Below are 26,664 nucleotides of genomic sequence, written 5' to 3'. Positions count from 1 at the left end.
GCTTAAAACAATGCGCTTTTTTGTTATCTAAAATGTTAGTTGCTAATCAACGGCACCACAAAAACGATAACCTTCACCATGAATGGTAACAATTAACTCTTCATCATTCGGCTCAGATTCAAAATGCTTGCGAATGCGACGTATAGTTACGTCTACCGTGCGATCATTTGGGCGCAATTCACGGCCAGTCATTTCCATAATCAACTGTTCGCGGGTAAGAATTTTACCAGGATTGCTCAAAAACAAATGCAAGGCTCTGAACTCACTGCGCGGCAATCTAAACTCATTACCAGCGGCAGATATTAAGCTGCGGCTGTCGCCATCAAGTGTCCATCCGTTAAACTTGACCTTGCTAGGTAAGTCGTCGTCTTCAGCAGAATTACTTGTGCGAGAGAGTAAGTTACGCGCACGAATAGTCAGTTCGCGTGGGTTAAATGGCTTGGTTAAATAATCATCCGCACCTATTTCGAGACCCAAAATACGGTCGACATCATTGTCGCGGCCAGTTAGGAAGATAATTCCCACGTTTTTGCGGTCGCGCACTTCACGCGCCAAAATTAATCCGTTTTTCCCGGGTAAATTGATATCCAGAATGCACAAATTAATATTGTTATTCTCAAAATGGTAATGCATTTCTTCACCGTTTTCAGCTTCAAAAACATTATACCCTTCAGCTTCAAATAAACTTTTAAGGGTGGTGCGAGTTACCACTTCATCTTCTACTATTAATATATTTGGCGTTTGCATTGTTTTACACTGTTCTCATTAGCAATTGAAGCAGGCGGCAGTTACGATGCCCATCTCAATATTGCCTAAGTTTATGCTGTAATGCGTCATGTCTGGCTGATTACAGCGAAAATAAGCGTGTTCCATTACTTATTACCAGATTCCTGTCACAGTATTTCAAAAAAGTCATCATTTTAAAAGTAACTTTTTTGTCAATCCACGTAATTTGTTGTATAAAAACCTAATAAAAAACAAGAAGATTGTCTTAACACGATGTTTATTACCGATAAGTTGTAAATAAACAACAGCTGCAGATTACCTTCCAATAAGACTAAAATCTAGGTCGTACCGCGTTTAGCTGGTATAAACCTGTTCATACTCTTTGGCTGCTTGCTGCCATGTAAACCGTTTTTGCATAGCTCTTGTTTGCATTTGCTGTAATAACTTAGGTTGTTCTTTAGTCAATAACAATACACGACGTAAACAGCTCAATAGCGCTTCTGAAGATGGATCTAAAAATACAAAACCATTTCCCTCTGCGTCTGAAGCGTCTATTACGGTATCGGCTAAACCACCTACACTTCTGACAACGGGCAAGGTTCCATATGCAAGACTGTACATTTGGTTTAAGCCACAGGGCTCAAATTCTGAAGGCATTAAAAAGAAATCGCTGCCGGCTTCAATTAAGTGTGCCCACTCTGGAGAAAATGCTTCGATGAAGGCAAATTGTTCAGGATATTGTTTTGCAAGTTCTTTTAATTCGGCGGTAATGCTCACATCGCCAGTTCCCATGATCACAAGCTGTACTTTATGCTCAAAGAGCTCGGCCAACATCGGCATGAGATAGGCAAAGCCTTTTTGCTGTGTTGCTCGGCAAACCATGCCAAATAGTGGAACCGTTTTTAATGCTTTTAATTTGGATTTTTTCTGCAGCGCGACTTTGCATTTTTCTTTACCGGTCATGTTGCTCAACGAAAAATTGTGTGGAATCAGTGGGTCGTTGCTGGGGTCCCATTGTGTGTAGTCACAGCCATTCAATACACCGGTTACTTTGTACGGTGCTTGATTGATAACATCAAAGATCCCATGGCTGCCAACCATGCTCTTAATTTCTTGGGCATACGTTGGGCTAACGGGGCAGACCTTATCGGCATAGCTAATGCCGGTTTTGAGTAGATTTAGGTAGCCGTTATCGGTATTGACCTGTGAATGCGAAAAATCATCCAGTATAGGCACTCTGGATAGGGCGCAAACTCCCTGAAAAGCTGCATTGTGAATAGTGATCACCGTTTTCGATTTGGCAAAAAATTGGTCATCAGCTATGACTGCATGACGGGCGATAAAGTCGCTTTTTACAAAATAGTTTGCAATTGCGGTATGCCAGTCGTGGGTGTGCACAAGGTCGGGCTGAAAGTTAAGTTCGCTTGCAATCTTTAACGCCGCCAGTGAGAAAAACGCAAATCGTTGTGCATTAGAGCTCGCGTCCTCCGAGTAGGGCGTGGCGTTTTCGCTAAAATAAGGATGGTCAACCAAATACACATCAAGGTCGTGCAACGATAGCTGCTTAACGCCAAACTCATAATGCTGCTGATGAATGTGAATGGATTGTTTAGGCATTGCATCGGCGAGCGCAAAATCAGCCGCCACCTGTTTATAATAAGGAAGTACAATCTTAATTTTGTGTCCGCGCTCGGCTAGGGCGAGCGGTAAGGCTTTACCCACGTCGGCTAAGCCGCCAGTTTTAATGATGTCTTCTACTTCTGAAATGAGGAACAGAATATTCATTGTATTTATTTTAACCCTTGGTAAACGCAGAATTTGTTGGTTTGACACAACACACTGTATTTAAAAAATGTTTTTTCAATATGCTCAGGATAGGGCAAAAAGCGATTGGCTACCATAGTTAAGCGACTGCCTCTATTTCCTTTTGCATACGCATGCTTAATAAAGGCTTGGGTGATGCCATATTCGTTTTTCAAACCATCATGAAACGGAGGGTTGCTAACAATGTGCTCAAAGTGTTGATGGATTTCTTGCATGCCATCGCTCGCGACCACATCAGCCTCTAGCTCGTTGAGCGCAAGTGTTTGTTCGCTGCAAAATACCGCCAAGGCTGAAATGTCGCTCATGGTGACTTTGAGTTTAGGATTAGCTTTTTTAAAATAGCTTCCGATAACGCCGGTACCGCAGGCAAAGTCGTAGAGCTTGCCGCGCATCTTTCGCAGCTCTTCTGGCTGCGCAAATTGCTGCAATAGGAGCTGGGTACCGGGGTCAAACTGCTTATGCCCAAACACGCCTGGGAGTGAATAGATTTTGAGCGCTAGCGCGTTCACGTCGTAGCTACGGACTACCCCATATGCGCCGATGTCAAACGACGGCGGCACTGTCTCAACTGTGCAGGTGATTAAGCCGCAGTGTTTCGCGCTGTCGAGCTTATTGATTAAATGCCCAAATTTTTCGAGCTGCTTGGCGACGCTTTTAATGCCGCCTTTGTTCTCGCCCACCACCATCAGTAAACTATTGGGTTTTATCAGGTGAGCCATATTGGCTAGCAGCATGTCTAGGTGCTGTTTTGCCTTTGGCATATAAATGACCACGCCGTCAAAGGCTTCACCTATCTGCTCCCGGCTAAAAGCTGCAGAAAATAGATGCATTTCAGGCGCGATAGCATGCATCGCTTTATAACTATCAAACTGTTGATGCAGGCCCATAATGTTACTGCCCAGTTCTGCAAAAATGGCAGTATCGCTAGGATTAACTATCGCCCAGCGTCCAGTATCGAACAGTTCGCGATTGCGCAGCAAAAGCTGACTAGGTAAAGATAACATTAACTTACTCGCTTATAGATAATGTCCCACACACCATGACCGAGCTTTTGGCCGCGGACTTCAAATTTGGTAATTGGGCGATATTCAGGGCGTGGGACATACACACCATCGGTGGCGGTATTTTCAAACCCCGTCGCTTGCTGCATGACTTCAATCATATATTCGGCATAGGGCTCCCAATCGGTTGCCATATGAAATTCACCCCCAATGCATAGTTTACTGCGAATTTTTTGCACAAAATCGGTCTGCACGATGCGGCGTTTATGGTGGCGGGTTTTATGCCAAGGATCAGGAAAAAACAGCTGCAGTCGGCTGAGCGACTCATCGCTAATACACGAGGCTAACACTTCAACGGCATCGTGTTCAAATACTCGCAAATTAGTCAATGCCGCTTCTGCGGCATCGGCTAGACAGGCGCCTACACCCGGACGGTGTACTTCAATACCAATAAAGTCGGTATGAGGAGCATGTTGCGCCATTTCGACTAAAGACTTGCCCATGCCAAAACCAATTTCAAGCACTCGCGGTGCACTTCGGCCAAACACTTCGTCTAGGTTCAGCATGCCTTGTTCGACGTTGAGGCCCATATTCGGCCACTGCTCTTCCAGTGCTTTACCTTGAGCCTTAGTTAAGCGGCCTTCGCGTTTCACAAAACTTTTGACTTTTGAAATATACACACCCGCTTCGCGGGCTTCTTGCTCTGAATTAAAACGACTCATAATCTTGGTGGTCTTTCTTTTTAGTGATGGAATTACCGAAACATGTTGAGTGTAACCAAGTTTCAGTCAAAACCCGCATGCAAAAAATACTCATCGTTCAATACTTAAGCAAAATCAGTTAGTTGCAAAAAATATTGATTTGATTTGGGTTAATTCTAGCGGGTTTTCGTATATGTTGGGGTAGTATAAAGCATTGTGCTTGACCTGTGTTTTTAAAATTTAAAATATCCTAGCTGGTGTCGCACGCATCTGATCAACATCGTATCCGTTAAATAATTACTTAGCAGTGATAAAGGCATACAGTAATCATGACAGAATTTTTGTTTTCGCAACAGGTATTGGCTTGGTTTGATAAGCACGGCCGCAAAAATTTGCCTTGGCAGCAAAACAAGACGCGTTATTCTGTGTGGATATCCGAAATCATGCTGCAGCAAACGCAAGTGAAAACGGTGATCCCCTACTTTGAAGCTTTTATGGCACGGTTTCCTAACGTAGTCGCACTTGCTGATGCTCCGGTAGACGAAGTGCTGCATATGTGGACTGGACTAGGCTACTATGCACGTGCTCGTAATTTGCATAAAGCTGCAGTGATGGTTAAACAGCAGCACGGAGGCGATATACCAAATACCTTCGAGCAAGTACTCGAACTGCCGGGCATCGGTCGCTCGACTGCTGCCGCAATACTCTCGCTGGCCGACAATCAGCCTTATGTGATACTCGATGGTAACGTAAAACGCGTATTGGCAAGGTATTTTGCCGTTGACGGTTGGCCGGGTAATAAAAAAATTGAAGATAAGATGTGGGCTATGGCCCAATCTTTAGCGCCAACAGATCGCCACGGCGACTACACCCAGGTGATGATGGATTTAGGCGCGACCTTGTGCACTCGCAGTAAACCCAAGTGCGAAGCCTGCCCAGTGAGTTCGCATTGCTTAGCTTTTGTACAGGGTAGGCAAGTAGAACTGCCGCACAAAAAGCCAAAACAGGCGATACCAACTAAGCAAACTTATATGCTTATTCCGATGTATCAAGGCAGCGTTCTACTTAAAAAGCGCCCAGCTACAGGCATATGGGGTGGCTTATGGGGTTTTGTTGAAGCAGATGAAGAAACCTTAGAGACGATGCTCTTGAATATAGCTTGTGCAGACATACCGAGGCAGAGCATGGAGGCGTTTAGGCATACCTTTAGTCATTTTCATTTAGAGATATCGCCTATATTGTTACCATTGTCTCACCCGCCGACGCAATCGGTACAAGAAGATACCGTGATGTGGTACAACATTGCACAGCGCTCAGAGGTGGGACTTGCCGCACCGACTGTGAAAATTTTGAAGCAAATACAAACTGACTATTTATAGCCATTTAATATCGATACAGGACAAAGACAGAGACTATGCCCAGAACCGTAAACTGTGAACACTTAAACAAAGAAGCTGATGGACTAGATTTTCAACTCTACCCAGGTGAAATTGGAAAACGCATCTTTGATAACATCTCCAAAGAGGCGTTTGCGATGTGGCAAAAAAAGCAAACCATGCTCATAAATGAAAACAAACTGAACATGATGAACGCCACAGATCGTAAGTTTTTAGAGGATAAAATGGTCGCATTTTTGTTTGACGGCATAGAGCCGACCATTGAAGGTTATGTTCCGCCTACAAAATAATCAATTATGCTATGTATGGATTGTTTAGTGCCTTAAACCACAAAAAATCCCATAGTTTTCGCAAAAAGCTATTGACTTGAGAGGCGTAAATCCGTTTAATACGCGTCCACAGCGATTTAGCTGTTGCCTCGATAGCTCAGTTGGTAGAGCAGCGGATTGAAAATCCGCGTGTCCCTGGTTCGATCCCGGGTCGAGGCACCATTATTCATAAAAGCCCTGCTCAACGAGCGGGGTTTTTTGTTTGTGTAAAACAAACAACTTCGACGGTACTTGACGATCATCACCACTATTCGCTAATGTGAGCCCTCGATAGCCTCAATCTATTTGAGCGCACTTGCTCACAAGGACGATACAACAGCATGCTAAAGATATTTACCCCCAATAATACTGCCGCAATTATTTTTACAATCGCGTGTTTAGGCTTGAGCGCTGGCACGACAGCTCAACAAATTCCTGAAGAAAGTATGCTGCCTTGTGACGAGGTCGAAAAAGCCGCTTTGGAGCAGGCCACCCCAGATGAAATTAGACGGATCACGGCATTTACACCAGCTGAAATTGTTGAAAGAAAAAATCCTACCTACCCACGAACCGCGGCCATGAGGTCGCGTGAAGGCTGGGTAAAAGTAAGCTATGTAATTGACGAAGAGGGCAAAGTGCAAGATCCGGTGGTTTATGATCATGCAGGTGACAGCGCGTTTAAACGAGCAGCAATGAGTGCTATCAAGGGCTGGGAATTCAAACCCGCAATGAAAGATGGCAAACCAACTCAGCAATGCCACCAAGCTGTGCGTATCGATTTTACAATGGGCGATGTAAGCGGGGCCAGCAGGCGCTTTGTCAGTACTTACAAAAAAGCCACTGCGTTTTTTGAGCAGGGCGATATCGAACAAACAGAACAACTGCTTGAAAAATTAAAAGCAGACGATGACCGAAACCGATACGAAAACGCCTGGTTGTGGCGCTTAGACTCTTTGGTAGCTCGCAAACTCGAGGATCTACCTCGTGAACAAAGGAGTATCAACAGAACCATCTCCAGCGCCGCGAGCCACAACGTAAGAAATCAAACCTTTGATAAAGACACCTTAGGGTATATGTATCAACGTCTGTTTGCCGTTCAAGTTAATCGAGGCTTATATGCAGAAGCCTTACAAACTGTCGATAAAATTGAAAATTTGAGTAATGGCGAGAAGCTGATGGTGCCGATTCAATTAACAGTTGAGAAGGTTAAAGACTTTATTGCATCAGACGCCAACCTATTTGTAGACGGGCAAATTAATAAAGGTAGCAATTTTTTTCATACTCTGGCCCGCAATCAATTTACCTTTTTTGAAATAAAAGGTCAGCTCGATACGGTTGAAGTACGCTGCGAAACTCACCGAGAAAAGTTTACGGTGGCCGAAGACTTTGTATGGTCTATCCCTGAATCTTGGGGACAGTGCCAAGTATTGGTGCAGGGTGATTCAGGTACTCGCTTTTCGTTAGTCGAGCTAAATCAAGCTTAGTAAATGTAAGTCAATGAACATGAAGATAACGCTAGTTACTTAACCTGCAATCCTTGCTGTAGCGCTTTTTTAAAGGCGCTGACAGCAGGAATGCAGGCAATCACCATCGTCGCTAAACACACGATACCGACAAGACTCAAAGATTGTAATGTAAACACATTGGCCTCAACAAACAGGCCGTAAGTCTGGCTTAGCCACTGACTTCCTAGGTTTAAACTTAACCATACAAGTAACATCGAGATTGCACACGCCAGCACCGTGATCAATAGTGCTTCTGCTTGAATCAGTATGAATATAACAAGCGGCCCTGCGCCAATCGCCCGCAGCACGGCAAGCTCTCTGTGCCGCTCGCGAATAGACGTAAGCAACATGGTGGCCATGCCCAACAGCGAAGAAAGCAAAATTAATATTGAAATTACCCGCAGAAGGTTTTCTACATTGCCGACTATCTTCCACACCTCGGCAAGCGCCATTCCCGGAAGGATCGCACTGAGCGGCTCACCTTGATATTGATTAATATTGCGCAGTACGGTCAGTGCTTGAATTTTTGATTCTAAGCCCACCAACACTGCGCTCACACTTTTAACATCAAACTCGGGGGTTTCGCCATTGGACAAGCGTGTCAGCAGCGCCTCTTGATCGGCCTCGCTCATATGCATGGCCTCTATACCGGCCAAACTCACATGAACGGTTTGGTCTACTGGCGTACCTGTACTGTCGAGCACGCCTACCACGGTAAACGGGGAGTTGTCGTGATGATGGAAACTAGTGTGCCCAATACCATGAGAAATCACTAGGCTGTCGCCCACATCATAGTTGAGCTTGCGCGCTACTTCAGCGCCAATTACTGCTTGCAGGGGCGAGGCAAATGCTTGGCCTTGTGCGAAACTAAGCGGCTGTTTGTTACCGAATTTATAATGGTTAAAGTAGTCGTCAGTAGTGCCCACCACGCGGTAACCACGATGAGAATCTCCCAAGGAAAGTGGGATTGTCCAGCTTACATTATTGGCATTCTTTAAAGCTTGATAACTCTCCCATGACAAGTTGTTGCTTGGGCTGCCGATACGAAATATCGAATATAGCAGCAGATTGGTTTGCCCAGTGCGCGCCCCCACAATGATATCCACATCAGAAATAGTGCGGCTGAAGCTTTCTTTAGCTTGGCTGCGAATGTGCTCGACACTAACCAATAAGCTCACGCTTACAATGATAGATAGCAAGGTGAGCATTACCGATGCGCGCCTGCTTTTTAAGCTATTTATCGCCAACGATAAAATCATTGCGATAACTCCTGACTGGATTTATTTTCTGCGCCCGTTGGGCAAAGCTCGCTCATATCAAGGTGATGCGCAAAGTGGCTTGCTAACGATTTGTCATGGCTGACAAACAGCAGTGTACTTTTGCAGCGCTCAACGCTCTTCAGTAGTAATTGCATAAACGCATCTCGGGCGTCAGCGTCCAAAGCCGAAGTGGGTTCATCGACCACTAATATTTCAGGAGAGTTTATTAAGGCTCGCACGATTGCGACTCGCTGCTGTTGACCCACACTTAACTGTGATGCTTGGGTGTGCAGTATCTTGCTTGGTAGCTGCAGTTGGTTTAAATACTCTTGAACACGCGGCTCAAAATCCTTGCCCACGCCATTCCCAAAATAGGCCGCAGCTTTGACATTTTGGTTCACTGAAAGATAAGGAATGAGGTTAAATTGCTGAAACACTACGCCGATGTGTTTGGCTCTAAATGTATCGCGCTTGCCTGAGGGTAAATCACTGAAGCTATGCCCAAGCAAATTAATGCTTCCAGAGCTCGGAACCAATGCTCCGCAAATTAAATTTAGTAAGGTGCTTTTACCGCTACCAGATGAGCCTGATACAAAAACCGATTGCCCTTGTGGTACTTGCCAGTTTTGAATATCGATAACAGCTTGCGCAGCTGGCTTATATGCAAACAGCACGTCATTAAATTCAATAGCAGGTGAAAAGCTCATAAGGTTCTTTGTACGTTAGGTATCCCAATCATACCCTATGTAACATGCTTTTGATCAATTACAAGGATGGATTATTGATATGTTCCGTCCACTAATCTTAGATAATGTAGTGGCTATTTGGTAAAGAGTTTAGGCAAAGTTGAACTCTATTTAGCACAAGCGTCTATAAACACTATGTGAGCAATTAAGGTCAGCAATGCAATTGATATTAAAAGTCGCGATGAAGTTCGCCAGTATTATCGTCTTTTGCCTATGCAGTGCAGGAAACATAAGTATGGCTCAAGATAATAGCGCTCCACCTGTTGTGATTAGCTTTACACAAAACCAAGAGCTCGATAACTGGATTATTGTAAACGATACCGTAATGGGCGGGCGTTCGCGTACTCGTCTCAATATTACAGAAGGTAAACTAGAATTTTCGGGTGTACTGTCGCTTGCCAATAACGGCGGCTTTGCATCGATTCGACGTGTTTATGACGGCAAAAACTGGGTGAACGGCGGTGTATTGCAAATTCAGGTAGAGGGTGACGGTCGTCAGTATCAACTGAGACTGCGAACCAACCGTCGAGCCGATGGCGTTGCTTATGTCGTGAGTTTTCAAACACAAGCCGAACTATCAACACTATTTGAATTTAAAACTGCCGATTTTGTTCCGCAGTTTCGTGGCCGAATTATAAGCGGCGCGCCTGCTCTTCAATTTTCTGACATTGAGCAAGTTGGCATTATGTTAGCCGATAAAAATCCGGGTGAATTTACGCTAAAAGTAGAACATATTTCACAATTTGAGCGTGATTAGTATTCCCCCTCACTGTTGACGATGCAGCTGTATTTACCGGTGAAGCAAGGCAAATGCGATAGGCAATGGTTCGATAACCTATAGATACCCTTCGGCTGCACTGTAAATTTCCAATAAGACTTTACGCTATTTTTCGGTTACTATTCGCGCCACGTTTTGTTTCATGAATAAGTAATGCCGGTTCGAATCATAAACTTTGTACTGATGCTGTTTATCATTACGGGGAGCTTATACAGCGCTCCTATCGTTGCGTATGAAAATCTAAACATTCCTAATGTAAATCAAGTGGTTGTGATAGATGGAAACCTCGACGATGAGGCGTGGCAGTCTGCCTCTGAGGTAACCTTAAACTATGTTACCCGACCCTTTGAAAACGCTAAACCGCCGGTTAAAACAACAGTAAAAATTTTTGAAAACGGCACTGAGCTATTGGTCGCATTTATCGCCGACGACGACAACCCTGACGACATTCGAGCTTTTTTACGAGACCGCGATCGCACCTCGGGTGAAGATTTAGTCGGCATTAAATTAGATACTTACAATGACGGTCGTCTTGCCTACCAATTTTTTGTAAATCCGCTAGGCGTGCAAACCGACGCTATTGAAAATCAAATGACGGGCAATGAAAGTAAAAGTTGGAACGGCATTTGGGAGTCAGCAGGTCGTATCACTGACTCAGGATTTGTGGTTGAAATGCGCATTCCGCTGCGGCTAATGAATTTTTTAGAAGTAGACTCAATAAAAACCTGGGGAGTCGAATTTGTTCGCTTTTATCCGCGTATCGATAACTACCGAATATCACATGTAACATTTGATCGTGATAACGCCTGCAGATTATGTCAGATGGGTGATATCACTGGATTTGAAGATGCAAAACAAGGCCAGAATCTAGCGATTGTTCCGACGATTGTGGCGGGTGCGCTTAAAACCAGAGAGCCGGTTGAAAGTCTCGCCTGGGAAAAAGACAAAACCCAAGAAGTGGGCTTAGATATAAATTGGGGCGTAAGCCCTGAACTGACTTTTTCGGGCACCTTAAATCCGGACTTTTCGCAAGTAGAGGCTGACGAAGCTCAGCTTAATATTAATAATACGTTTAATCTATTTTTTGCTGAGCAGCGGCCCTTCTTTGTTGAAAACGCAGATTATTTCTCGTCAATTCAAAATTTGGTTTATACCCGTAATATCAACTCTCCAGACTACGGTGCTAAGCTCACTGGCCGCGTGCAAAAGCATTCGCTTGGTGCCTTTGTGGCCAACGATATTTCTACTAGTTTTATCGTTCCGGGTAATCGAGGCTCCTCGGTTGCTACCTTGGAAGAAAAATCAGTGAATTTTGCTGGCCGCTATCGTTTTGATTATTCTGATGACTTTTCGATAGGCTTGGTTAGTACCGTGCGTGACTCCGATTCTTACCGAAATATTGTCAGCGGTATTGATTCGCGCTATCGGATGACCGACCAAGACACCCTGAGAGTGCAGTTAGTCCATTCCGCAACCGACTATCCTGAAGAGTTATTCAAAGAATTTTGTGATAACGATTGTGAGCAAGACTCAGATTTGACTGAGTCAGCTTTGCGTACGCGAACTGACGACACACTCAACGGAATATCGTATCGAGTGCTGTATGCGCGAACGAACGAAGATTATTTCCTTCGCGCACGTCGCGTTGTAGATGAGGCTGATTATCGTGCTGATCTAGGCTTTAATAACAACGTTGATCGTCAGTTTTATGCCTTCGGCGGCGGATATCGATGGTATAACGAGCAAAGCTGGTGGAATCGTATTCAGGTTAATGGCGAGTGGGATATTAGTCACAATGACAACGGAGAGTTGATTGAAAAAGAAATCGAAGCAGAGTTGAATGTAAGAGCTGACCTGCAGTCTGTTTTTGAAATTGGGTATGAAACCAAAACACGTGTAGGTCTTCGGCAAGACACATCTAACCTTCAAATTGACGGCAATGCGACGCAATTTCAAGAATCCTCCGTTAAACTGTTTTTCGAGATGCAGCCAAATTCTACATATGAATTTTCAAGTTTTATAAGAGTAGGCGACCGAGTCGATTTAACTAATAATCGATTAGGCGATCAGGTTTATTTTGAACAAAAATTTGATGTTAATCTTGGCACAAAAACCAGTATCAGTTTCGATTACACTTATAGCGAGTTAGACTCTGCCGAGCAAAGCTTGTTTGTCGCCAATTTAATTGATTCTCGCGTAACCTACCAGTTTGATCCTCGGCAATTTTTAAGACTGATAGTTGCCTTTTCAGATATCAAACGCAATGTCGAAAACTACACGGTAGAGGTTGACGAACGCAGTCGTAATTTGGGCTTTCAACTCCTTTATTCCTATAAAGTTAATCCCCTCACTAAATTCTTTGTTGGTTATTCCCAATCAGCACTTGAGAACGATGATTTAGACAAACTGGTGGTAGATAATCAGTCGCTATTTATGAAATTTAGCTATGCATGGCTGCCTTAATTTAATGCTAGTGTGGCCTACCTAGTATGTTCTTACATGTTCTGCTAACAAAAATCTGGCGTGAACTAAACCTTCCCAGTACTATGCTAAACTGCAGTTGGGAATCTTAAATAAGGCCTTTGCTTGGCGCTTCGCGTTAAAGTGTAACGCACTGAATAACAGGAAAATACATGGAACCAATATTAGACATACTCTTTAGAGCGGAAGTTGCCCTGATTATCCTTGTGGTCATCTTCCTAAAAACATCCATTAAATTTGTACCTCAAAACCGCGCCTATGTGATTGAAAGGTTTGGTAAGTTTCAATCAACCAGAGAAGCTGGACTGAATTTCATTCTGCCTTTCGTTGATCGCGTTGCTGCCGATCGCTCATTAAAAGAACAAGCGGTAGACGTGCCAGAGCAAAGCGCTATCACGCGCGATAACATTTCTTTATTAGTAGACGGTGTGTTGTATTTTAGGGTACTCGACCCGCATAAAGCCAGCTATGGCGTTGAAGATTATGTGTTTGCTGTAACCCAGCTTGCGCAAACGACTATGCGCTCTGAGCTCGGTAAGATGGAGCTGGACAAAACCTTTGAGGAACGCGATATACTCAATACCAATATCGTGAGTGCTATTAATACCGCGGCAGGTCCTTGGGGTATTCAGGTTCTTCGTTATGAGATCAAAGACATTGTGCCCCCCAGCTCTGTAATGGAAGCGATGGAAGCGCAAATGAAAGCAGAGCGTGTAAAGCGTGCGCAAATACTCGAATCAGAAGGTGACCGTCAAGCCGCTATAAACCGAGCTGAGGGTCAAAAAGCCTCGGTCGTATTAGCTGCAGAAGCTGAAAAAGACGAGCAAATACTTCGCGCCCAAGGTGAAGCATCGGCAATTATTGCAGTTGCAGAAGCACAGGCTCAAGCCCTACGTAAGGTCGGCGAAGCGGCCAATACTGCCGAGGGTCAAAAAGCCATAGAGTTAGATTTGGCCACTAAAGCGATTGAAGCTAGGCATGCCATAGCCAAAGAATCGTCCGTGGTATTATTGCCTGACTCGAGCACCGAGGCCGGCTCTGTTGTGGCTCAAGCGATGACCATTATCCAGTCGATGCAGGCAGGTAAAGGAGCAAAATAATGACCTGGTTTAACGAACACTATGCCGAAACCTTGCTGGTGATCGGCATCGTTATCTTAGCGATAGAAGTAGTTGTACTGGGTTTTAGCACCTTCTTTTTGTTTTTTATCGGCCTAGCTACTGTGGTTACCGCTGGCTTAATGTATTTTGGGATTGTGCCTGAAACGTGGCTTGCATCGTTAATGAGCATTTCAGTGTTTACAGCATTTTTTGCTTTATTACTCTGGCGAAAACTGAAAAGCTTGCAATCGAAGGTCGATAATAAGCGTGCCGACAATGATATTGTAGGCCATAGCTTTGTTTGTCCTAAAGACATTGACCCGCTGTTGCCGCTGCATGAGTTACCTACTTATAACTACTCTGGGATTAGCTGGCGCTTGATGTCTGAAGTGCCGATTAAGGCCGGAGATAGAGTAGCAGTTAAGCAAACTGATGTTGGTATACTGCACATCATTCAGGTGGCGTAAATAAGCATCGCTTGGAATAAACGTTTAGGGCAGCGAGGCTGCCCTTTTAATCGCCCACGAAATACCTAATTTTTTTGCCATATTCCTTGCCATAATGCCTTTTTATCTGTAATATCCGCGCCCTTGCAGTCAACACCCAAGTTCCTTGTCTCCATATAGCCGACTGCACTATCCGAGACTATAACCGTAGGGAGCAGTAATGCGTCATTACGAAATCGTATTTATGGTTCACCCAGATCAGAGTGAACAAGTACCTAGTATGATCGAAAAATACAAAGGTATTCTAGAAACAGACGGCGGAACTATCCACCGTCTAGAAGATTGGGGCCGTCGTCAGTTGGCTTATCCAATCGAAAAACTTCACAAAGCACACTATGTTCTTATCAATGCTGAAGCAACTGCTGAAGCTGTTGAAGAATTAGAAACTGCTTTCCGTTTCAATGACATCGTTTTACGTAATTTAGTTATGCGTACAAAAGGTGCCGAAACTGAACAGTCTCCTATGGCTAAAGAAGAGCGTAGAGAAGAGCGTCGTGAAAGACCAAACACTACTCATGTTGCTTCAGAAGCTGAAGACCTTACAGAAACAGAAGAGGGAGATGAATAATGGCTCGTTTTTTTAGACGTCGTAAGTTCTGCCGTTTTTCTGCAGAAGGTATCGTACAGATCGATTATAAAGATATCTCTTTATTGAAAAATTACATAACTGAAAGTGGCAAAATTGTCCCTAGCCGTATCACCGGTACCAGTGCAAAGTATCAGCGTCAGCTATCAACTGCTATAAAGCGTGCGCGCTTCTTAGCATTGTTACCTTACACTGACTCTCATAAGTAAGTTTGGCAATTAAGGGGTAGCAAAGATGGATATCGTCCTACTAGACAAAGTCGCCAACTTAGGCGGACTAGGTGACAAAGTCACAGTAAAATCAGGTTATGCTCGCAACTTTTTGTTCCCAAAAGGTAAAGCAGTACCTGCAACGAAAGCAAACGTCGAAAAATTTGAAGCACGTCGTGCTGAGCTTGAAGCTAAAATCGCTAAAGATTTTGCTGACGCTGAAGCACGCGCTGAGAAGCTAAACGCACTTGAAGGCTTGGTAATTGCCGCTCCTGCTGGAGACGAAGGTAAATTATTCGGTTCTGTCGGCACACGTGACATTGCTGATGCAATCACGGCTGCTGGCGTTGAAGTTGCTAAAGCTGAAGTGAAGCTGCCTACTGGTACACTTCGCGATATCGGCGAGTACGAAATTGACGTACAAGTGCATTCAGACGTTATGGCGTCGGTTAAACTACAGATTATCGCTGAAGCTTAATACGCCTTTCGTTTCAAAATAGAAAACCCGCTTATTTCGATAAGCGGGTTTTTTTATGCTTCGAAGAGTTTGGCGCTCAGACTACTATTAGGTAGATCCATGCTAATCAATAAAAAATATAAATACGGCTTATGGCTGAACTTGTCTATTATAGGCGCACTATAGCCAAACTGATTAGGAACTATCATGAAAGAAGCTGTCATTGTATCAACTGCAAGAACGCCAATTGGCCGTGCTTACCGCGGTGCGTTTAATAATACAAAATCCCCCACTTTAACTGCTCATGCTATTAAGCACGCTGTGCAGCGCAGTGGTGTTGAAGGTGCTATGGTCGATGACGTAATCATCGGCTCAGTATTGAACGCTGGTAGCGCTGGCGGCAATATTGCGCGCTTAGGCACTTTGGCAGCGGGCTTGCCAAATACGGTTTCTGGTCAAACTATTGACCGTCAGTGTTCTTCAGGTCTAATGGCAATATCAACGGCAGCCAAGCAAATTATTGTTGATGGCATGGATGTGGTTGTCGCTGGTGGCCAAGACAATATTAGTGAAGTCCAGCAAAAGTATTTTGAGTGGGCGAGCAAGTGTATGGACGAAAACGTCACCGCGCATGAAAAGCATGCCTATATGCCGATGCTGTTCACCGCTGAGCATGTTGCTAAAACCTACAATATTTCGCGCGATGCTCAAGATGAATATGCCCTTAGCTCACAGCAGCGAACGGCTGCTGCGCAAGCTGCTGGCAAGTTTGACGACGAAATAGTACCCATGACAACAAGCAAAGGCGTCATGAATAAAGAAACCAAAGAAGTGACTTTTGAAGAAGTGACCTTAACAAAAGACGAAGGCAATCGCCCATCTACCATACTTACTGACCTGCAAAGCTTAAACCCAGTACTTGAGGGCGGTATGATTACCGCAGGTAATGCATCGCAGTTGTCAGATGGCGCCTCTGCTTGTGTGCTTATGGAACGTAAACTAGCTGAACAGCGAGGTTTGCAGCCGCTTGGGATCTATCGCGGTATGGCGGTGGCGGGTAATGCACCAGAAGAAATGGGAATAGGACCTATTTACGCGATCCCTAAGTTATTGAAAATTCATGGTCTATCTATCAATGATATCGGTTTGTGGGAGCTTAATGAAGCGTTTGCTTGCCAGGCTCTATATTGCAGAGATAAGTTAGGTATCGACCCAGAGATTTATAACGTCAACGGCGGTGCCATCAGTATTGGACATCCATACGGCATGACTGGCGCACGCACGACTGGGCATGCACTTATTGAAGGCAAGCGTCGCGGTGTCAAATACGTAGTTGTAAGCATGTGTATTGGCGGCGGTATGGGTGCAGCAGGCCTCTTTGAAATCGCATAGATGATGCATTAAGCTTGATTAGCTGCAAAGCAAATAATAAAGGCTATAACAATCAACAAGGGGTAAATTCAGGCTTGAGCCAGATCTGAATTTACCCTACTATGGCTTGGCAACATATTCATATTGTTAATAGGTCAATTCCCTAGCATGCTCAGCTTCGATGTATCCAACGTTCTTTCATTGCTCAGTGCGATTAGCCAAACTCCCCACGTATTTGTATTTAGAGCGTGTGATGCTTGTGCAAGTTTTCCTGTACAGCCGAAAAACCTAGACACTCGAATTGGCCTTATGGCACAGCTCAGCAATCTTTCTTTTACCGATTTCTACGAACATATTCAGCAGTCTTCAAAGACCCTTTCAAATCCGAGTAATAACCCAGTATACAAAGCCCATCTTGTATCTGTTGATGCCTTCCATGAGCTTTATCTATGCTCAGTTTATACCCATGAGTGCGGCGATGTAAGTGTGGATGCTCCGGATGTGATATTGGGTGTATGTATCGATATAGAAGGTAGCTGGAATCAGAGTGCTAACTCTGCGCTTGGTAGCCTCGCTAATATGCTGCAGTTCCAAATGAAACAGGAGGCAAAGTTACGAGCGGTAGCGCGAAGTGAGGCGCTGTTTAAAGAAATATCGAGTCTAAACAAAGACTACATTTATGTGAAGGATGCCCAAGGTAAAATTATTTTTGCCAACAAAGCGGTTATCCAGCTGTTTCCTGATGATACTTATCGCGACATCGTTGAACATAAGCTTCAAGCAATTTTTGAGAAAAATATTGAACAGCCAATCGCTGAGGTTAATGCACTGGCAAAGCTAAAGGGTGAGCATCAGCGAGAAGACAGCATCACTTTGCAAAACAGCACCGTAATGGTATTACAGACCATGACCCAAAGATTTCATGCACACGACGGAACATTGTATTTATTGGTGGTCAGTCGCGATGTTACTGAACGAGAAGTGATCATCAAGGACCTAAAGCGTTCCAACCAAGATCTGGATAGTTTTGCCTATGTTGCTTCTCATGATTTGAAAGCGCCGCTTAACGTGATTAAGAGGCTTGTATCTTGGGTGATGGAGGATTGTGCTGACGTATTGCCTCAAGATAGCCTAGATGACCTAGCGCTAGTGATGAGCAGAGCTAGACGCATGGAACAACTCCTACAAGATTTACTGGCGTATTCACGCATAGGCAAAGAATATCAGCAGGCCAAAGAAGTGAATGTGAAGCAAAAGGTCGTTGAATTGCTATCATTGATTGATTTGCCTATGGGTTTTGTAGTTAACTGTGACGATAGTGAAGTTAAAGTGCCCGAGGTGCCTTTTGGTGTAGTTCTGCTAAACTTAATTGCAAATGCCATCAAGCATCATGATTCGGGTAACGCAAAAATTCAGATAAAAGTAAGACGCAATCAAACCTCAAATGTGATCACCGTAATGGATAACGGTCCGGGCATTGCCTTAGAAAATCGTGCACGTATTTTCGATTTATTCGAAACACTGAAACCCAGGGATGAAATTGAAGGCTCTGGAATGGGTCTGAGCGTTGTTAAACGCTTAGTAGAACATTATGGTGGGCATATTAAAGTTGAAGATCACCGTCCACGAGGTACAAAGTTTATAGTGTATTGGCCATTTAATAATATGGCCGAGCAAGTATTGACCCAGTTAAGTTAAGGTAGACCTTACTTATCTAAACGCTTATGCGATTTATCCAGCGGTAGCATGTTGTAGCAGTAATTTAGTGAGAGTAACAAGCATGGAAATGAGAAGACGTCTTGATGTCTTGGTGGTAGATGATGACTTTGCCGACCGTAAAATAATTCGCAGAACAATTGCTGAATATGCTTATGATGTAAATGTGGTTGAAGCGACATCGGTAGCCGAAGGCCTAGCTGAGCTTAAAAAGCATAGTTTCGATGTGATTTTACTAGATTATAAAATGCCAAACGGCAACGGCATTGAGATGGTCAACACGTTGCGAGCAAAGGCCGACTTGGGCAGTGTCGCTATTGTTATGATGAGCGCATCTGAAAGCGATGAACTTGCTGTAGCCTGTTTAGAAGCCGGTGCTCAGGATTTTATTCTCAAATCCGAACTAGAGAAACTCAATTTACAACGTGCCATTGTGCATGCTCAAAAACGCTTTGAGCTAGAGCATAAGCTGCATCAAAACTATCTAGATGTTAAACATATTGCTGAAAAAGATCCCCTTACAGGTTTGTCTAATCGCCACCATTTTAATCAGCTGATGTCGATGATCATACAAGAGGAAGGCTCAACCAGGGTAGACGTCGCGCTTATTTTGCTAGATTTAGACAACTTCAAATTTGTAAATGACTCGCTTGGTCATGATGCGGGTGACAGACTGCTTATTGAGTTTTCTACTAGGATTAAAAACTTATTACGCCGCCATGAGGGTTTCGCAAGACTAGGTGGGGATGAGTTTGCAATTATTTTAACCGGTATAAAAACCCCAGAACAGGTTGCGCAGGTTGCTCAGCGTATTCATAAGTCATTACAAGGCCCTATTCAGATTAATGAGAATCTACTGGCTTGCAATGCCAGTGTAGGTGCTGCTATGTTTCCCTTGCATGCTAAAAACAAAGAGCAATTAGTGCAGTTTGCCGATGTTGCAATGTATGCCGCAAAGCGAGCGGGTAAAGGTCAAATACGCGTCTATGATCAGCTAATGCATAGAGAGTTTAGCCGCCAATATGATATTCAAGTGGGCTTAAAAAAGCATCTTGAAGAAGCGGCCTTTAGTATGCATTTTCAGCCCGTTGTGGATTTGAAAACGGGCAAACATATTGGATATGAGGCACTCATTCGTTGGCCAGAAATGGTTGATGGCTTTTTGCCTGATGAATTTATCCCAGTGGCTGAAAAGAATAACGATATTCATGCGATAGGGGAATGGGTCATTGATAAAGCGATCCAACAAATTGCGCTGTGGCAAAAAACCGGCGATTCAGAACAGTTTATTGCGATTAATATCTCGCCAATTCAGCTGCAAAGCATGAAGGTTACGCAATTTATTATTGAGCGAGCAGAGTATTATCAGGTCAAGCCCGAAAGTATTGTGCTTGAAATTACTGAAACGGCGCTGTTTGAACAGCAAAAAGCGATAAAGCGAGCAATCGAAACATTATCAAGCTATGGATTTAAAATTTCATTAGATGACTTTGGGGTCGGTTATTCGTCGATTTCTCACCTGATAAACTATCCTATAAACATTGTAAAGCTTGATAAGTCGCTATTTAAGATGGACGAGAGTGAAGAAAAGCGTTTAGCAATATTTGAAGCGCTGGCAAATATGCTAAAACGTTTGAATATGATTGTTGTGGCCGAGGGAATTGAAACCAAGGAGCACTTTGAACTGTGCAAAAGTTTAAATATTGACCATGGACAAGGTTTTTACTTTGCGCGCCCTGCTGGCGCAAAGCAAATTGATTTAGGTTTATTAGAGAGTGCGTAAGGCTGCTGTAGCCAACTTGCCAGTTATTTAGCTAGAGGCGTTTTAAAATCCGCTTAAGTTTGCCTTGCCATTCAGGCGATAAGGTTTCAAGAGTGGCGGCGTGCTCTAACTGTTGTCGTGTATAAGAGATTCCTTTTGGTGTTTTGCTCATATGCATAAGATCTTTGACTGACACAGCCTGATCATCGCGGTGCTCAAGGGTAATTTTATCGCCGACATTAATGGTGCCCTCTTGCAGTACTCGCAGATACCATCCGGTAATGCCCTGTTCCAAAATAAACAAATCAACTTTCTTGATACCGTAGCGCTGATTGATTCTAGAACATGGTGCTCTTGGCGAGCTTACCTGAACGCTTACCTCACCGATTTGATAGATATCACCAATATACACGTTGTTTTCATTCATTTTTGCCGCTGAAATATTCTCGCCAATACTGCCGAACTGCAGCTTATCTGCAATGCTAGGAAAAGCCTCCTGCAATGTTAGGTAGCTCTCTTGTGCATACTGATGCAGGGCCATTTGTGGACCGCCATGCAGTTTCTTATCGCCCTGCTCATCTTCTACTGCACCATTGGTCAAAACACGTAAGTGCTTTTGAGAGGCTTTGACAATGCTGCTTGGGGATTTTCTTGGGCCAAACGGCTGAGGCTTCCCTGCAAATAATCCGGTAATTTCCATGTTGCTAGTTCCTCGACATAAGGGGGGGTATGCTGACAATACGTTGTGCGTCATACTAATTGCTGTAAAGCTTTAGGGCAAATCAAAACGGTGATGTATTGATATGCTGTTTAATTGGTTTGTGGCGCCAAGGCTATTAAGTATTGTGCAGGTATAAACCTTTTGCATTTATTTTGCGACAGACATTATGAAACCAAGAAAAACTAAAAATAGAGGATGCAACGCATCGATAGCAATATAACCCGATTGCCTAATGCTCAAATAAATGACGCGGATGGTTTAACGGACATGCAGTTAAACAATGCGATTGATTTGGCAAAGGGGGGCGATCTTGAAGCTTTCAGGTATATCTATAATCAGCACCTAAACTTGGTTTACGGATTATGCTTTAGGCTATGCGCAGATAAATCCCAGGCGGAAGATGCGAGCCAAGAGGTCTTTATCCAGCTTTGGCAAAAGATCGACAGTTTTAATCACCAAAGTAAATTTACAACTTGGCTGCATAGCGTGGCCAGTAATGTCTGTATTTCGTACATTAGAAAACAAAAGGGTTGGTGGCAAAAGGTGTTTTCGTTAGCTGATGAAAACAAGCATGAGCAACAAGATTGGGGCGAAATCAGCGCAGATACATTAGAGGCATTTGTGTTACGCCTGCCAGAGCGGACTCGCTTAGTGTTCGTGCTGCATGGGATTGAAGGATACCGCCATCAACAGGTTGCTCAAATCCTTTCAATTTCACCAAATACTAGCAAAGTACAGTTTCATCGGGCGCGCGCTATGATTGAGGAATGGGTCAATGAGTAAACCAAAAAAGCAGCAGCAAGAACTTGAGCAGCGGATTGCATCGTTAAATCGTCCGATAGCACCAAACAAAGACTTATGGCAGGGAATTGAGTACGCTATTGTTAATCAACAGCAAGCAGCTTCCCGACAAAAAGCACAAATAAAGAAAGCTTCCGGTGTAAGCCGATATTTGGCTATTGCCGCATCGATAGTCATGTTTGGTTTTCTAGTACTATTCATAATGGATCACAATCTCAATCAGCAGGGCGAATCGTTGATAGCGAACCTAAGTGATAGCCATCAAAAACAGAAACAGGCATTGATAGTCAGTTTTGCTGATACACCCGCCGCCACCAACAATTGGGAGCAACAAATTGCCGATTTGGATGAGGCTGAAAGCGCGATAAAGCTAGCGCTCAAAGATGCGCCCAACAATCCGGCCCTACTGAAGATGTTAAAACAGGTTTACGAGCAGCAATTAGCGATCATTGAAAGAGTTCATGCACCTGCATGGCAACAGATTTAGGAGAATCAAATGAGGAATATGGTTATTTTTAAAACTTGGGTAAGCGTTATTTCGATGTTTAGCATAATGGCATTTGCTGGCGAAAAAGTCGATCAGACGCTTGATGCCGCAGCCGATAGCATCGTGCAAATAGAACACACTGCGGGAAGTGCTGAAATCATTGGTTGGGACAAAGAAATGGTGTCGGTGAGCGGTGAGCTAGGCGACGACACAGAAGAGTTTATTTTTAAGCGCAACGGTAAATCCATTGAGATTAAAATTGAAGTGAAACAAAAGAAAAGTTGGGGTGCTTGGAATAGCAGCGATGTGGATGGTGACAAGTTGGTAATCTATGTGCCAAAAGGCAGTCGGGTCGAATATAACACCACCAATGCTGACCTGCGCATCGATAACATACTTGGCTCAAGCGACATTGAAATCGTGAATGGCGATATTCAGGCTAGCAATTTGGCAGGTAGAATACAGCTAGAATCGGTTAACGGAGAGATCAACGCAAAAGGTATTCAGGGTGACGTCTATGCACAAGCCGTTAATGGGGACATAAAAATTGAACATGTTAGTGGTAAATTAATTCAGGTCGGTTCGGTGAATGGCGACATTAGGGTTACTACCAAGGCTGAAGATATAGCGGTGGAAACAGTCAATGGAGATATCGAATTTGAGATGGCGCAAGTAGCATCGGTAGATGCGCAAACGGTTAATGGTGATATTGATTTAAGCATGGCCTTGCGCTCAGGCGCTGTCGTCAAAGCCAATTCAGTAGGGGGGAAAATCACGCTAAGCTTACCTGTAGATACGGCAGCAAAATTTGACTTAGAAGCACATGCAGGTGGCAGTATTCGCAATACTCTCAGTGACGACAAAGCCCAAGAAGCAAAATATGGTCCCAGAGAGTGGTTGGAGTTTACCACCGGAGAGCCAAATGCAACGGTGGACGTGACTACCGTGCACGGCAGGATAGTGATTGCTAAGAAGTAGGTGTTACGCAGCCGTCACTATTAAGCTTGATAATGTTATTTAACCTGAACTCTAAATAAGAGACAGCGCTCAGCGGCCCTATTGGCGCGAATTGCTTCGTTGCAAAAGTAAGCAATAGAATAACTATAACGTGACTTTTGCGCCTTGCACTTCACGCCAATAGAGCTACTGAGTGTAACAGTATGAAATCTATGGTGTTATTAAAATCTTGCACTATTTCTTATCCAGAGTTCAGGTTATTTAGGCGCACAGGGAGGTAAAAGCCGCGTTTGTTGCGAGGCTTTTATAAACCGTTTTTATAATGAAATCTTGGAAAATCAGTCGAGACAAATCGTTTCAGTTGCTCCATAATGAAACCCCGTTTATTTAAATCAGTTCGAGTTCAGTGGCGCAAACGAAATCAGATCAAATTGAAAAATTAAACATTCCGCCCCACAGTATAGAGGCTGAACAGTCTGTGCTCGGGAGCTTAATGATATCCCCCGATGCTTGGGATAAAGTCGCTGACGTTCTGATTGAGGCCGATTTTTACAATCGTTCGCACCGTATCATTTATGCTTCTATTCTCCGTTTGATTAATGCGAATCAATCGGTTGATGCCGTTACCGTCAAGGACGAACTCAGCTTGCACAACAGCTTGGAAGATGCCGGCGGATTTGTGTATTTAATTGAACTCGCTAAAAACACACCAAGCGCAGCAAATGTGGGGGCTTATGCCCACAGTATTCGCGAAAAAGCCGTAGTCAGAGAATTGATAGGAGTCGCTCACGATATTGCTGAGGTAGGTTACAATCCTGAAGGACGAGATAGTAAAGATGTCCTCGACTTTGCCGAAACCAAAGTATTTGAAATCGCGGAAAAGCGCACCCTAGCCGGTGAAGGCCCTGTTGATGTAAAAAGTGTATTGAAGAAAACCGTCGATAGGCTTGACGAACTAGTTAAGCAAGATAGCGACGTCACTGGTGTTTCAACGGGCTTTAATGACTTAGATAAAAAGACAAGTGGTCTGCAGCGCTCCGATTTAATTATTGTTGCGGCGCGTCCATCGATGGGTAAGACGACCTTCGCTATGAATTTATGTGAAAACGCCATGATGATGCAAGACAAGCCCGTTTTGGTGTTTAGTCTCGAGATGCCCGGCGAACAAATCATGATGAGAATGCTCGCCTCATTGAGTAGAGTGGATCAGACCAAAATTCGAAATGCTAAGTTGGATGACACTGACTGGGTCAAGCTGCAGCAAACCATGCAGAATTTGCATAAACGAGATAATTTATTCATTGATGACAGTTCTGGCTTAACGCCCATGGAACTGCGAACACGCGCACGTAAGCTTGCTCGAGAAAAGGGTGGCCTGTCGATGATCATGATTGATTATTTGCAGTTGATGAGAGTGCCGAGTCTTGCTGATAATCGCACATTAGAAATAGCGGAGATTTCTCGCTCATTAAAAGCCCTTGCTAAAGAGCTACAGGTGCCAGTTGTAGCACTATCACAGTTAAACCGTGGTCTTGAGCAACGTAGTGACAAGCGCCCAATTAACTCTGATCTACGTGAATCAGGCTCTATTGAGCAAGATGCCGATCTCATCATGTTTATTTATCGTGATGAAGTTTACAACGAAAATAGTGAATATAAAGGCATTGCCGAAATCATTATTGGTAAGCAAAGAAATGGACCGATAGGCACTTCACGGCTTACTTTTCAGGGGCAGTTTTCGCGCTTTGATAATTATGCTGGAGCTGAGTATAGCGACGATTACTAGGTTAATGTATTCCCCCTTTCATTTATAAACTTTTGTATATCATTTTATTGACCTAAAAAAATCCGATGCCTTGGCATCGGATTTTTCATTTGTGTGACAAGAGCGAAACTTTGTTTTGCTCTTGTAGTTTACTAACGTGTTGCTTTTTCTTCGATTACGGCAACAACTCTTGCTTCAATACGACGATTCAAGCGATGTGACTCGGCGTTATCTTCAATGAACTTCGGACGAGTTTCACCAAAACCAATTGCTGTTAAGCGGTCTGCATCGATGCCATATAGATTGATAAGCATATTGCGAGTGTTATCAGCACGTCTTTGTGAAAGACCCATGTTGTATTCCGCTGTACCAACCGTTGAAGTGTGACCTTCAATTGATGCAGTGGTGTTAGGATAACGTCTCATGAAGTCTACAAACTCAAGAATCATTTCTGAATCAGTGTTTGTTACCACGCTGCTGTTATTTGCGAACAACAAATCTAGCTCAACAAATATTTCAGTGTCTTCAAATATGCTACAGCCTTTTTCGTCAACACGGTCAGTGCTTGGAGTGTTTGCACACTGGTCAAGACTATCAACAACACCGTCGTTATCTGAATCTTTAAACTCACAACCAGTCGCATCTACTGCAACACCAGATGGTGTTCTTGGACATTGGTCAACGCTGTTCATTACGCCGTCGCCGTCTAAGTCCATACTACAACCAGTCGCATCTACTGCTACGCCAGGAAGGGTATTTGGACAACGATCAACTGCATCATAAACACCGTCACCATCTGTGTCAGGCTGTGCCTTTGGTGCTGAATTTAGACCGAAAACATAGGCTAAACCAAGCTTCAGACTGAATTCATTATAACCTTGACCGAAATCGATGTAGGTTGCTGCTTCGGTGATTACGCGCCAGTTTTCATCAGTTACCCAATGTTTACCGATACCGATGCTTCCCATACGGTAGCTTTCTTCTAAAGATTGCTCTCTGATACCAGCGAACATATAAGCTTTGTCGTTTTCTAGGAAGTACATCATGTCAGCACCAAGTTGCACGCCGTCGTCGGCAGCAGCACCCGGAATTCGGTCGTCTTTGTCTATTAGTACACGACCAAGCTCAAAACGAATCGCCCATGACGGATCGAATCTGAAACCCATTTCAGCACCAAAGCCATAGCCATCGTCCAAACCGCCAACCGGCTCAGGTTTGTCAGCATCTGCACTGTAATATTGCGCAAAACCACCGACCCAATTTTCGTATGGAGGTGCTTCTTGAGCAACCGAGGTCGTAGAAATGCAAGCTGCAATAACGGCAGTTGCAAGGGCTAATTTTTTCATAATGTAAACATCCTTTTTGGCAGAATAATTTTGTATTAATAATAAGTGTTTAATAGTTTGCGACTGAGTAAATTATGTAGGTCTTTTGTGACCTTAGACTAACTTCTTTGGCTAGTTCTCTTACCTTTTTTGCTAACATGGCGTGTATGATAGC

General features: G+C 43.9%; 25 protein-coding genes and 1 tRNA gene. 18 read left to right on the top strand and 8 right to left on the bottom strand.

The annotated features are described in order from the left end of the window. Positions 1-42: 42 nt before the first annotated feature. From arcA to trmB, 4 genes are all read right to left on the bottom strand, one after another. Complete coding sequence (arcA, locus tag AB9H30_RS07265; protein ID WP_371193989.1) at positions 43-747, bottom strand: two-component system response regulator ArcA; 705 nt, start codon at positions 745-747, stop codon at positions 43-45. A gap of 333 nt (positions 748-1,080) precedes the next feature. Continuing rightward, positions 1,081-2,511 (bottom strand): glycogen synthase, encoded by a 1,431-nt coding sequence (locus tag AB9H30_RS07260; protein WP_371193988.1) that lies wholly within the window; start codon positions 2,509-2,511, stop codon positions 1,081-1,083. Positions 2,512-2,516: 5 nt separating this feature from the next. Further along, entirely contained in the window at positions 2,517-3,554 is a 1,038-nt protein-coding gene (locus AB9H30_RS07255) for a methyltransferase (protein ID WP_371193987.1), read from the bottom strand. Further along, positions 3,554-4,273 (bottom strand): tRNA (guanosine(46)-N7)-methyltransferase TrmB, encoded by a 720-nt coding sequence (trmB, locus tag AB9H30_RS07250; RefSeq protein ID WP_371193986.1) that lies wholly within the window; start codon positions 4,271-4,273, stop codon positions 3,554-3,556. The genes AB9H30_RS07255 and trmB overlap by 1 nt, the downstream gene beginning before the upstream one ends. A 308-nt stretch (positions 4,274-4,581) precedes the next feature. On the opposite strand from trmB, the gene mutY reads away from it, so the two are divergent. The 4 genes from mutY to AB9H30_RS07230 all read left to right on the top strand — a co-directional run bounded on the left by mutY (position 4,582) and on the right by AB9H30_RS07230 (position 7,441). Beyond that, positions 4,582-5,631 (top strand): A/G-specific adenine glycosylase, encoded by a 1,050-nt coding sequence (mutY, locus tag AB9H30_RS07245; protein ID WP_371193985.1) that lies wholly within the window; start codon positions 4,582-4,584, stop codon positions 5,629-5,631. A gap of 35 nt (positions 5,632-5,666) precedes the next feature. Further along, positions 5,667-5,939 carry an oxidative damage protection protein gene (locus AB9H30_RS07240; protein WP_371193984.1) on the top strand — a complete coding sequence of 91 codons (273 nt, stop codon included), beginning with the start codon at positions 5,667-5,669 and terminating at the stop codon, positions 5,937-5,939. A 125-nt stretch (positions 5,940-6,064) separates the two neighbouring features. Further along, positions 6,065-6,140: transfer RNA gene (locus AB9H30_RS07235), tRNA-Phe, on the top strand. A 158-nt stretch (positions 6,141-6,298) separates the two neighbouring features. After that, the gene (locus tag AB9H30_RS07230) at positions 6,299-7,441 is read left to right on the top strand and encodes an energy transducer TonB (protein WP_371193983.1); all 1,143 of its coding nucleotides are present in this window, start codon (positions 6,299-6,301) and stop codon (positions 7,439-7,441) included. Between the two features lie 35 nt (positions 7,442-7,476). Here the strand turns inward: AB9H30_RS07230 and AB9H30_RS07225 are convergent, their stop codons facing one another. Together AB9H30_RS07225 and AB9H30_RS07220 are read right to left on the bottom strand one after the other, a co-directional pair. Beyond that, complete coding sequence (locus AB9H30_RS07225) at positions 7,477-8,721, bottom strand: ABC transporter permease (protein WP_371193982.1); 1,245 nt, start codon at positions 8,719-8,721, stop codon at positions 7,477-7,479. Next, positions 8,718-9,428 (bottom strand): ABC transporter ATP-binding protein, encoded by a 711-nt coding sequence (locus AB9H30_RS07220; RefSeq protein WP_371193981.1) that lies wholly within the window; start codon positions 9,426-9,428, stop codon positions 8,718-8,720. The genes AB9H30_RS07225 and AB9H30_RS07220 overlap by 4 nt, the downstream gene beginning before the upstream one ends. A 196-nt stretch (positions 9,429-9,624) precedes the next feature. Here AB9H30_RS07220 and AB9H30_RS07215 point away from each other — a divergent pair, with 196 nt between their 5' ends. The 10 genes from AB9H30_RS07215 (at position 9,625) to AB9H30_RS07170 (ending at position 20,454) form a co-directional block, all read left to right on the top strand. Beyond that, positions 9,625-10,224: a CIA30 family protein gene (locus AB9H30_RS07215; RefSeq protein WP_371193980.1), complete on the top strand. Its 600-nt coding sequence runs from the start codon at positions 9,625-9,627 to the stop codon at positions 10,222-10,224. 174 nt (positions 10,225-10,398) lie between these two features. Continuing rightward, complete coding sequence (locus AB9H30_RS07210; protein WP_371193979.1) at positions 10,399-12,708, top strand: DUF5916 domain-containing protein; 2,310 nt, start codon at positions 10,399-10,401, stop codon at positions 12,706-12,708. A gap of 170 nt (positions 12,709-12,878) precedes the next feature. Beyond that, positions 12,879-13,826 (top strand): SPFH domain-containing protein, encoded by a 948-nt coding sequence (locus AB9H30_RS07205; RefSeq protein ID WP_371193978.1) that lies wholly within the window; start codon positions 12,879-12,881, stop codon positions 13,824-13,826. Then, positions 13,826-14,293, top strand: coding sequence for an NfeD family protein (locus tag AB9H30_RS07200; RefSeq protein ID WP_371193977.1), 468 nt, complete (start codon positions 13,826-13,828; stop codon positions 14,291-14,293). Before AB9H30_RS07205 ends, AB9H30_RS07200 begins: the two co-directional genes overlap by 1 nt. A gap of 199 nt (positions 14,294-14,492) precedes the next feature. Further along, positions 14,493-14,900 carry a 30S ribosomal protein S6 gene (gene rpsF, locus AB9H30_RS07195; RefSeq protein WP_371193976.1) on the top strand — a complete coding sequence of 136 codons (408 nt, stop codon included), beginning with the start codon at positions 14,493-14,495 and terminating at the stop codon, positions 14,898-14,900. Beyond that, positions 14,900-15,127, top strand: coding sequence for a 30S ribosomal protein S18 (rpsR, locus tag AB9H30_RS07190; protein ID WP_371193975.1), 228 nt, complete (start codon positions 14,900-14,902; stop codon positions 15,125-15,127). Before rpsF ends, rpsR begins: the two co-directional genes overlap by 1 nt. Positions 15,128-15,152: 25 nt before the next feature. Continuing rightward, complete coding sequence (rplI, locus tag AB9H30_RS07185) at positions 15,153-15,605, top strand: 50S ribosomal protein L9 (RefSeq protein WP_371193974.1); 453 nt, start codon at positions 15,153-15,155, stop codon at positions 15,603-15,605. 186 nt (positions 15,606-15,791) lie between these two features. Continuing rightward, positions 15,792-16,976: an acetyl-CoA C-acyltransferase gene (locus AB9H30_RS07180; RefSeq protein ID WP_371193973.1), complete on the top strand. Its 1,185-nt coding sequence runs from the start codon at positions 15,792-15,794 to the stop codon at positions 16,974-16,976. Positions 16,977-17,123: 147 nt separating this feature from the next. Then, positions 17,124-18,653: an ATP-binding protein gene (locus tag AB9H30_RS07175; RefSeq protein WP_371193972.1), complete on the top strand. Its 1,530-nt coding sequence runs from the start codon at positions 17,124-17,126 to the stop codon at positions 18,651-18,653. A gap of 82 nt (positions 18,654-18,735) precedes the next feature. Beyond that, positions 18,736-20,454, top strand: a complete 1,719-nt coding sequence (locus AB9H30_RS07170; RefSeq protein WP_371193971.1) for a putative bifunctional diguanylate cyclase/phosphodiesterase — start codon at positions 18,736-18,738, stop codon at positions 20,452-20,454. A gap of 31 nt (positions 20,455-20,485) precedes the next feature. Here the strand turns inward: AB9H30_RS07170 and AB9H30_RS07165 are convergent, their stop codons facing one another. Beyond that, a complete protein-coding gene (locus AB9H30_RS07165) occupies positions 20,486-21,133 on the bottom strand; it encodes an MOSC domain-containing protein (protein ID WP_371193970.1) in 648 nt (215 codons plus the stop codon). 288 nt (positions 21,134-21,421) lie between these two features. On the opposite strand from AB9H30_RS07165, the gene AB9H30_RS07160 reads away from it, so the two are divergent. From AB9H30_RS07160 to dnaB, 4 genes are all read left to right on the top strand, one after another. Next, positions 21,422-21,937 (top strand): RNA polymerase sigma factor, encoded by a 516-nt coding sequence (locus AB9H30_RS07160; protein ID WP_371193969.1) that lies wholly within the window; start codon positions 21,422-21,424, stop codon positions 21,935-21,937. Further along, complete coding sequence (locus tag AB9H30_RS07155; protein WP_371193968.1) at positions 21,930-22,442, top strand: hypothetical protein; 513 nt, start codon at positions 21,930-21,932, stop codon at positions 22,440-22,442. The genes AB9H30_RS07160 and AB9H30_RS07155 overlap by 8 nt, the downstream gene beginning before the upstream one ends. Positions 22,443-22,460: 18 nt before the next feature. Further along, positions 22,461-23,420: a DUF4097 domain-containing protein gene (locus AB9H30_RS07150; protein ID WP_371193967.1), complete on the top strand. Its 960-nt coding sequence runs from the start codon at positions 22,461-22,463 to the stop codon at positions 23,418-23,420. Between the two features lie 385 nt (positions 23,421-23,805). After that, positions 23,806-25,185: a replicative DNA helicase gene (gene dnaB / locus AB9H30_RS07145; RefSeq protein ID WP_371193966.1), complete on the top strand. Its 1,380-nt coding sequence runs from the start codon at positions 23,806-23,808 to the stop codon at positions 25,183-25,185. 131 nt (positions 25,186-25,316) lie between these two features. Here dnaB and AB9H30_RS07140 read toward each other — a convergent pair whose 3' ends face one another. Continuing rightward, on the bottom strand, positions 25,317-26,510 hold the full coding sequence (locus AB9H30_RS07140; RefSeq protein ID WP_371193965.1) for an OmpA family protein: 1,194 nt from the start codon (positions 26,508-26,510) through the stop codon (positions 25,317-25,319). Positions 26,511-26,664 lie beyond the last annotated feature (154 nt).

Source organism: Glaciecola sp. SC05 (assembly GCF_041380235.1).
Classification (GTDB): domain Bacteria; phylum Pseudomonadota; class Gammaproteobacteria; order Enterobacterales; family Alteromonadaceae; genus Glaciecola.
The sequence above is the reverse complement of the archived record's forward strand: the minus strand, read 5'-3'. Positions and strand labels throughout refer to the sequence as shown.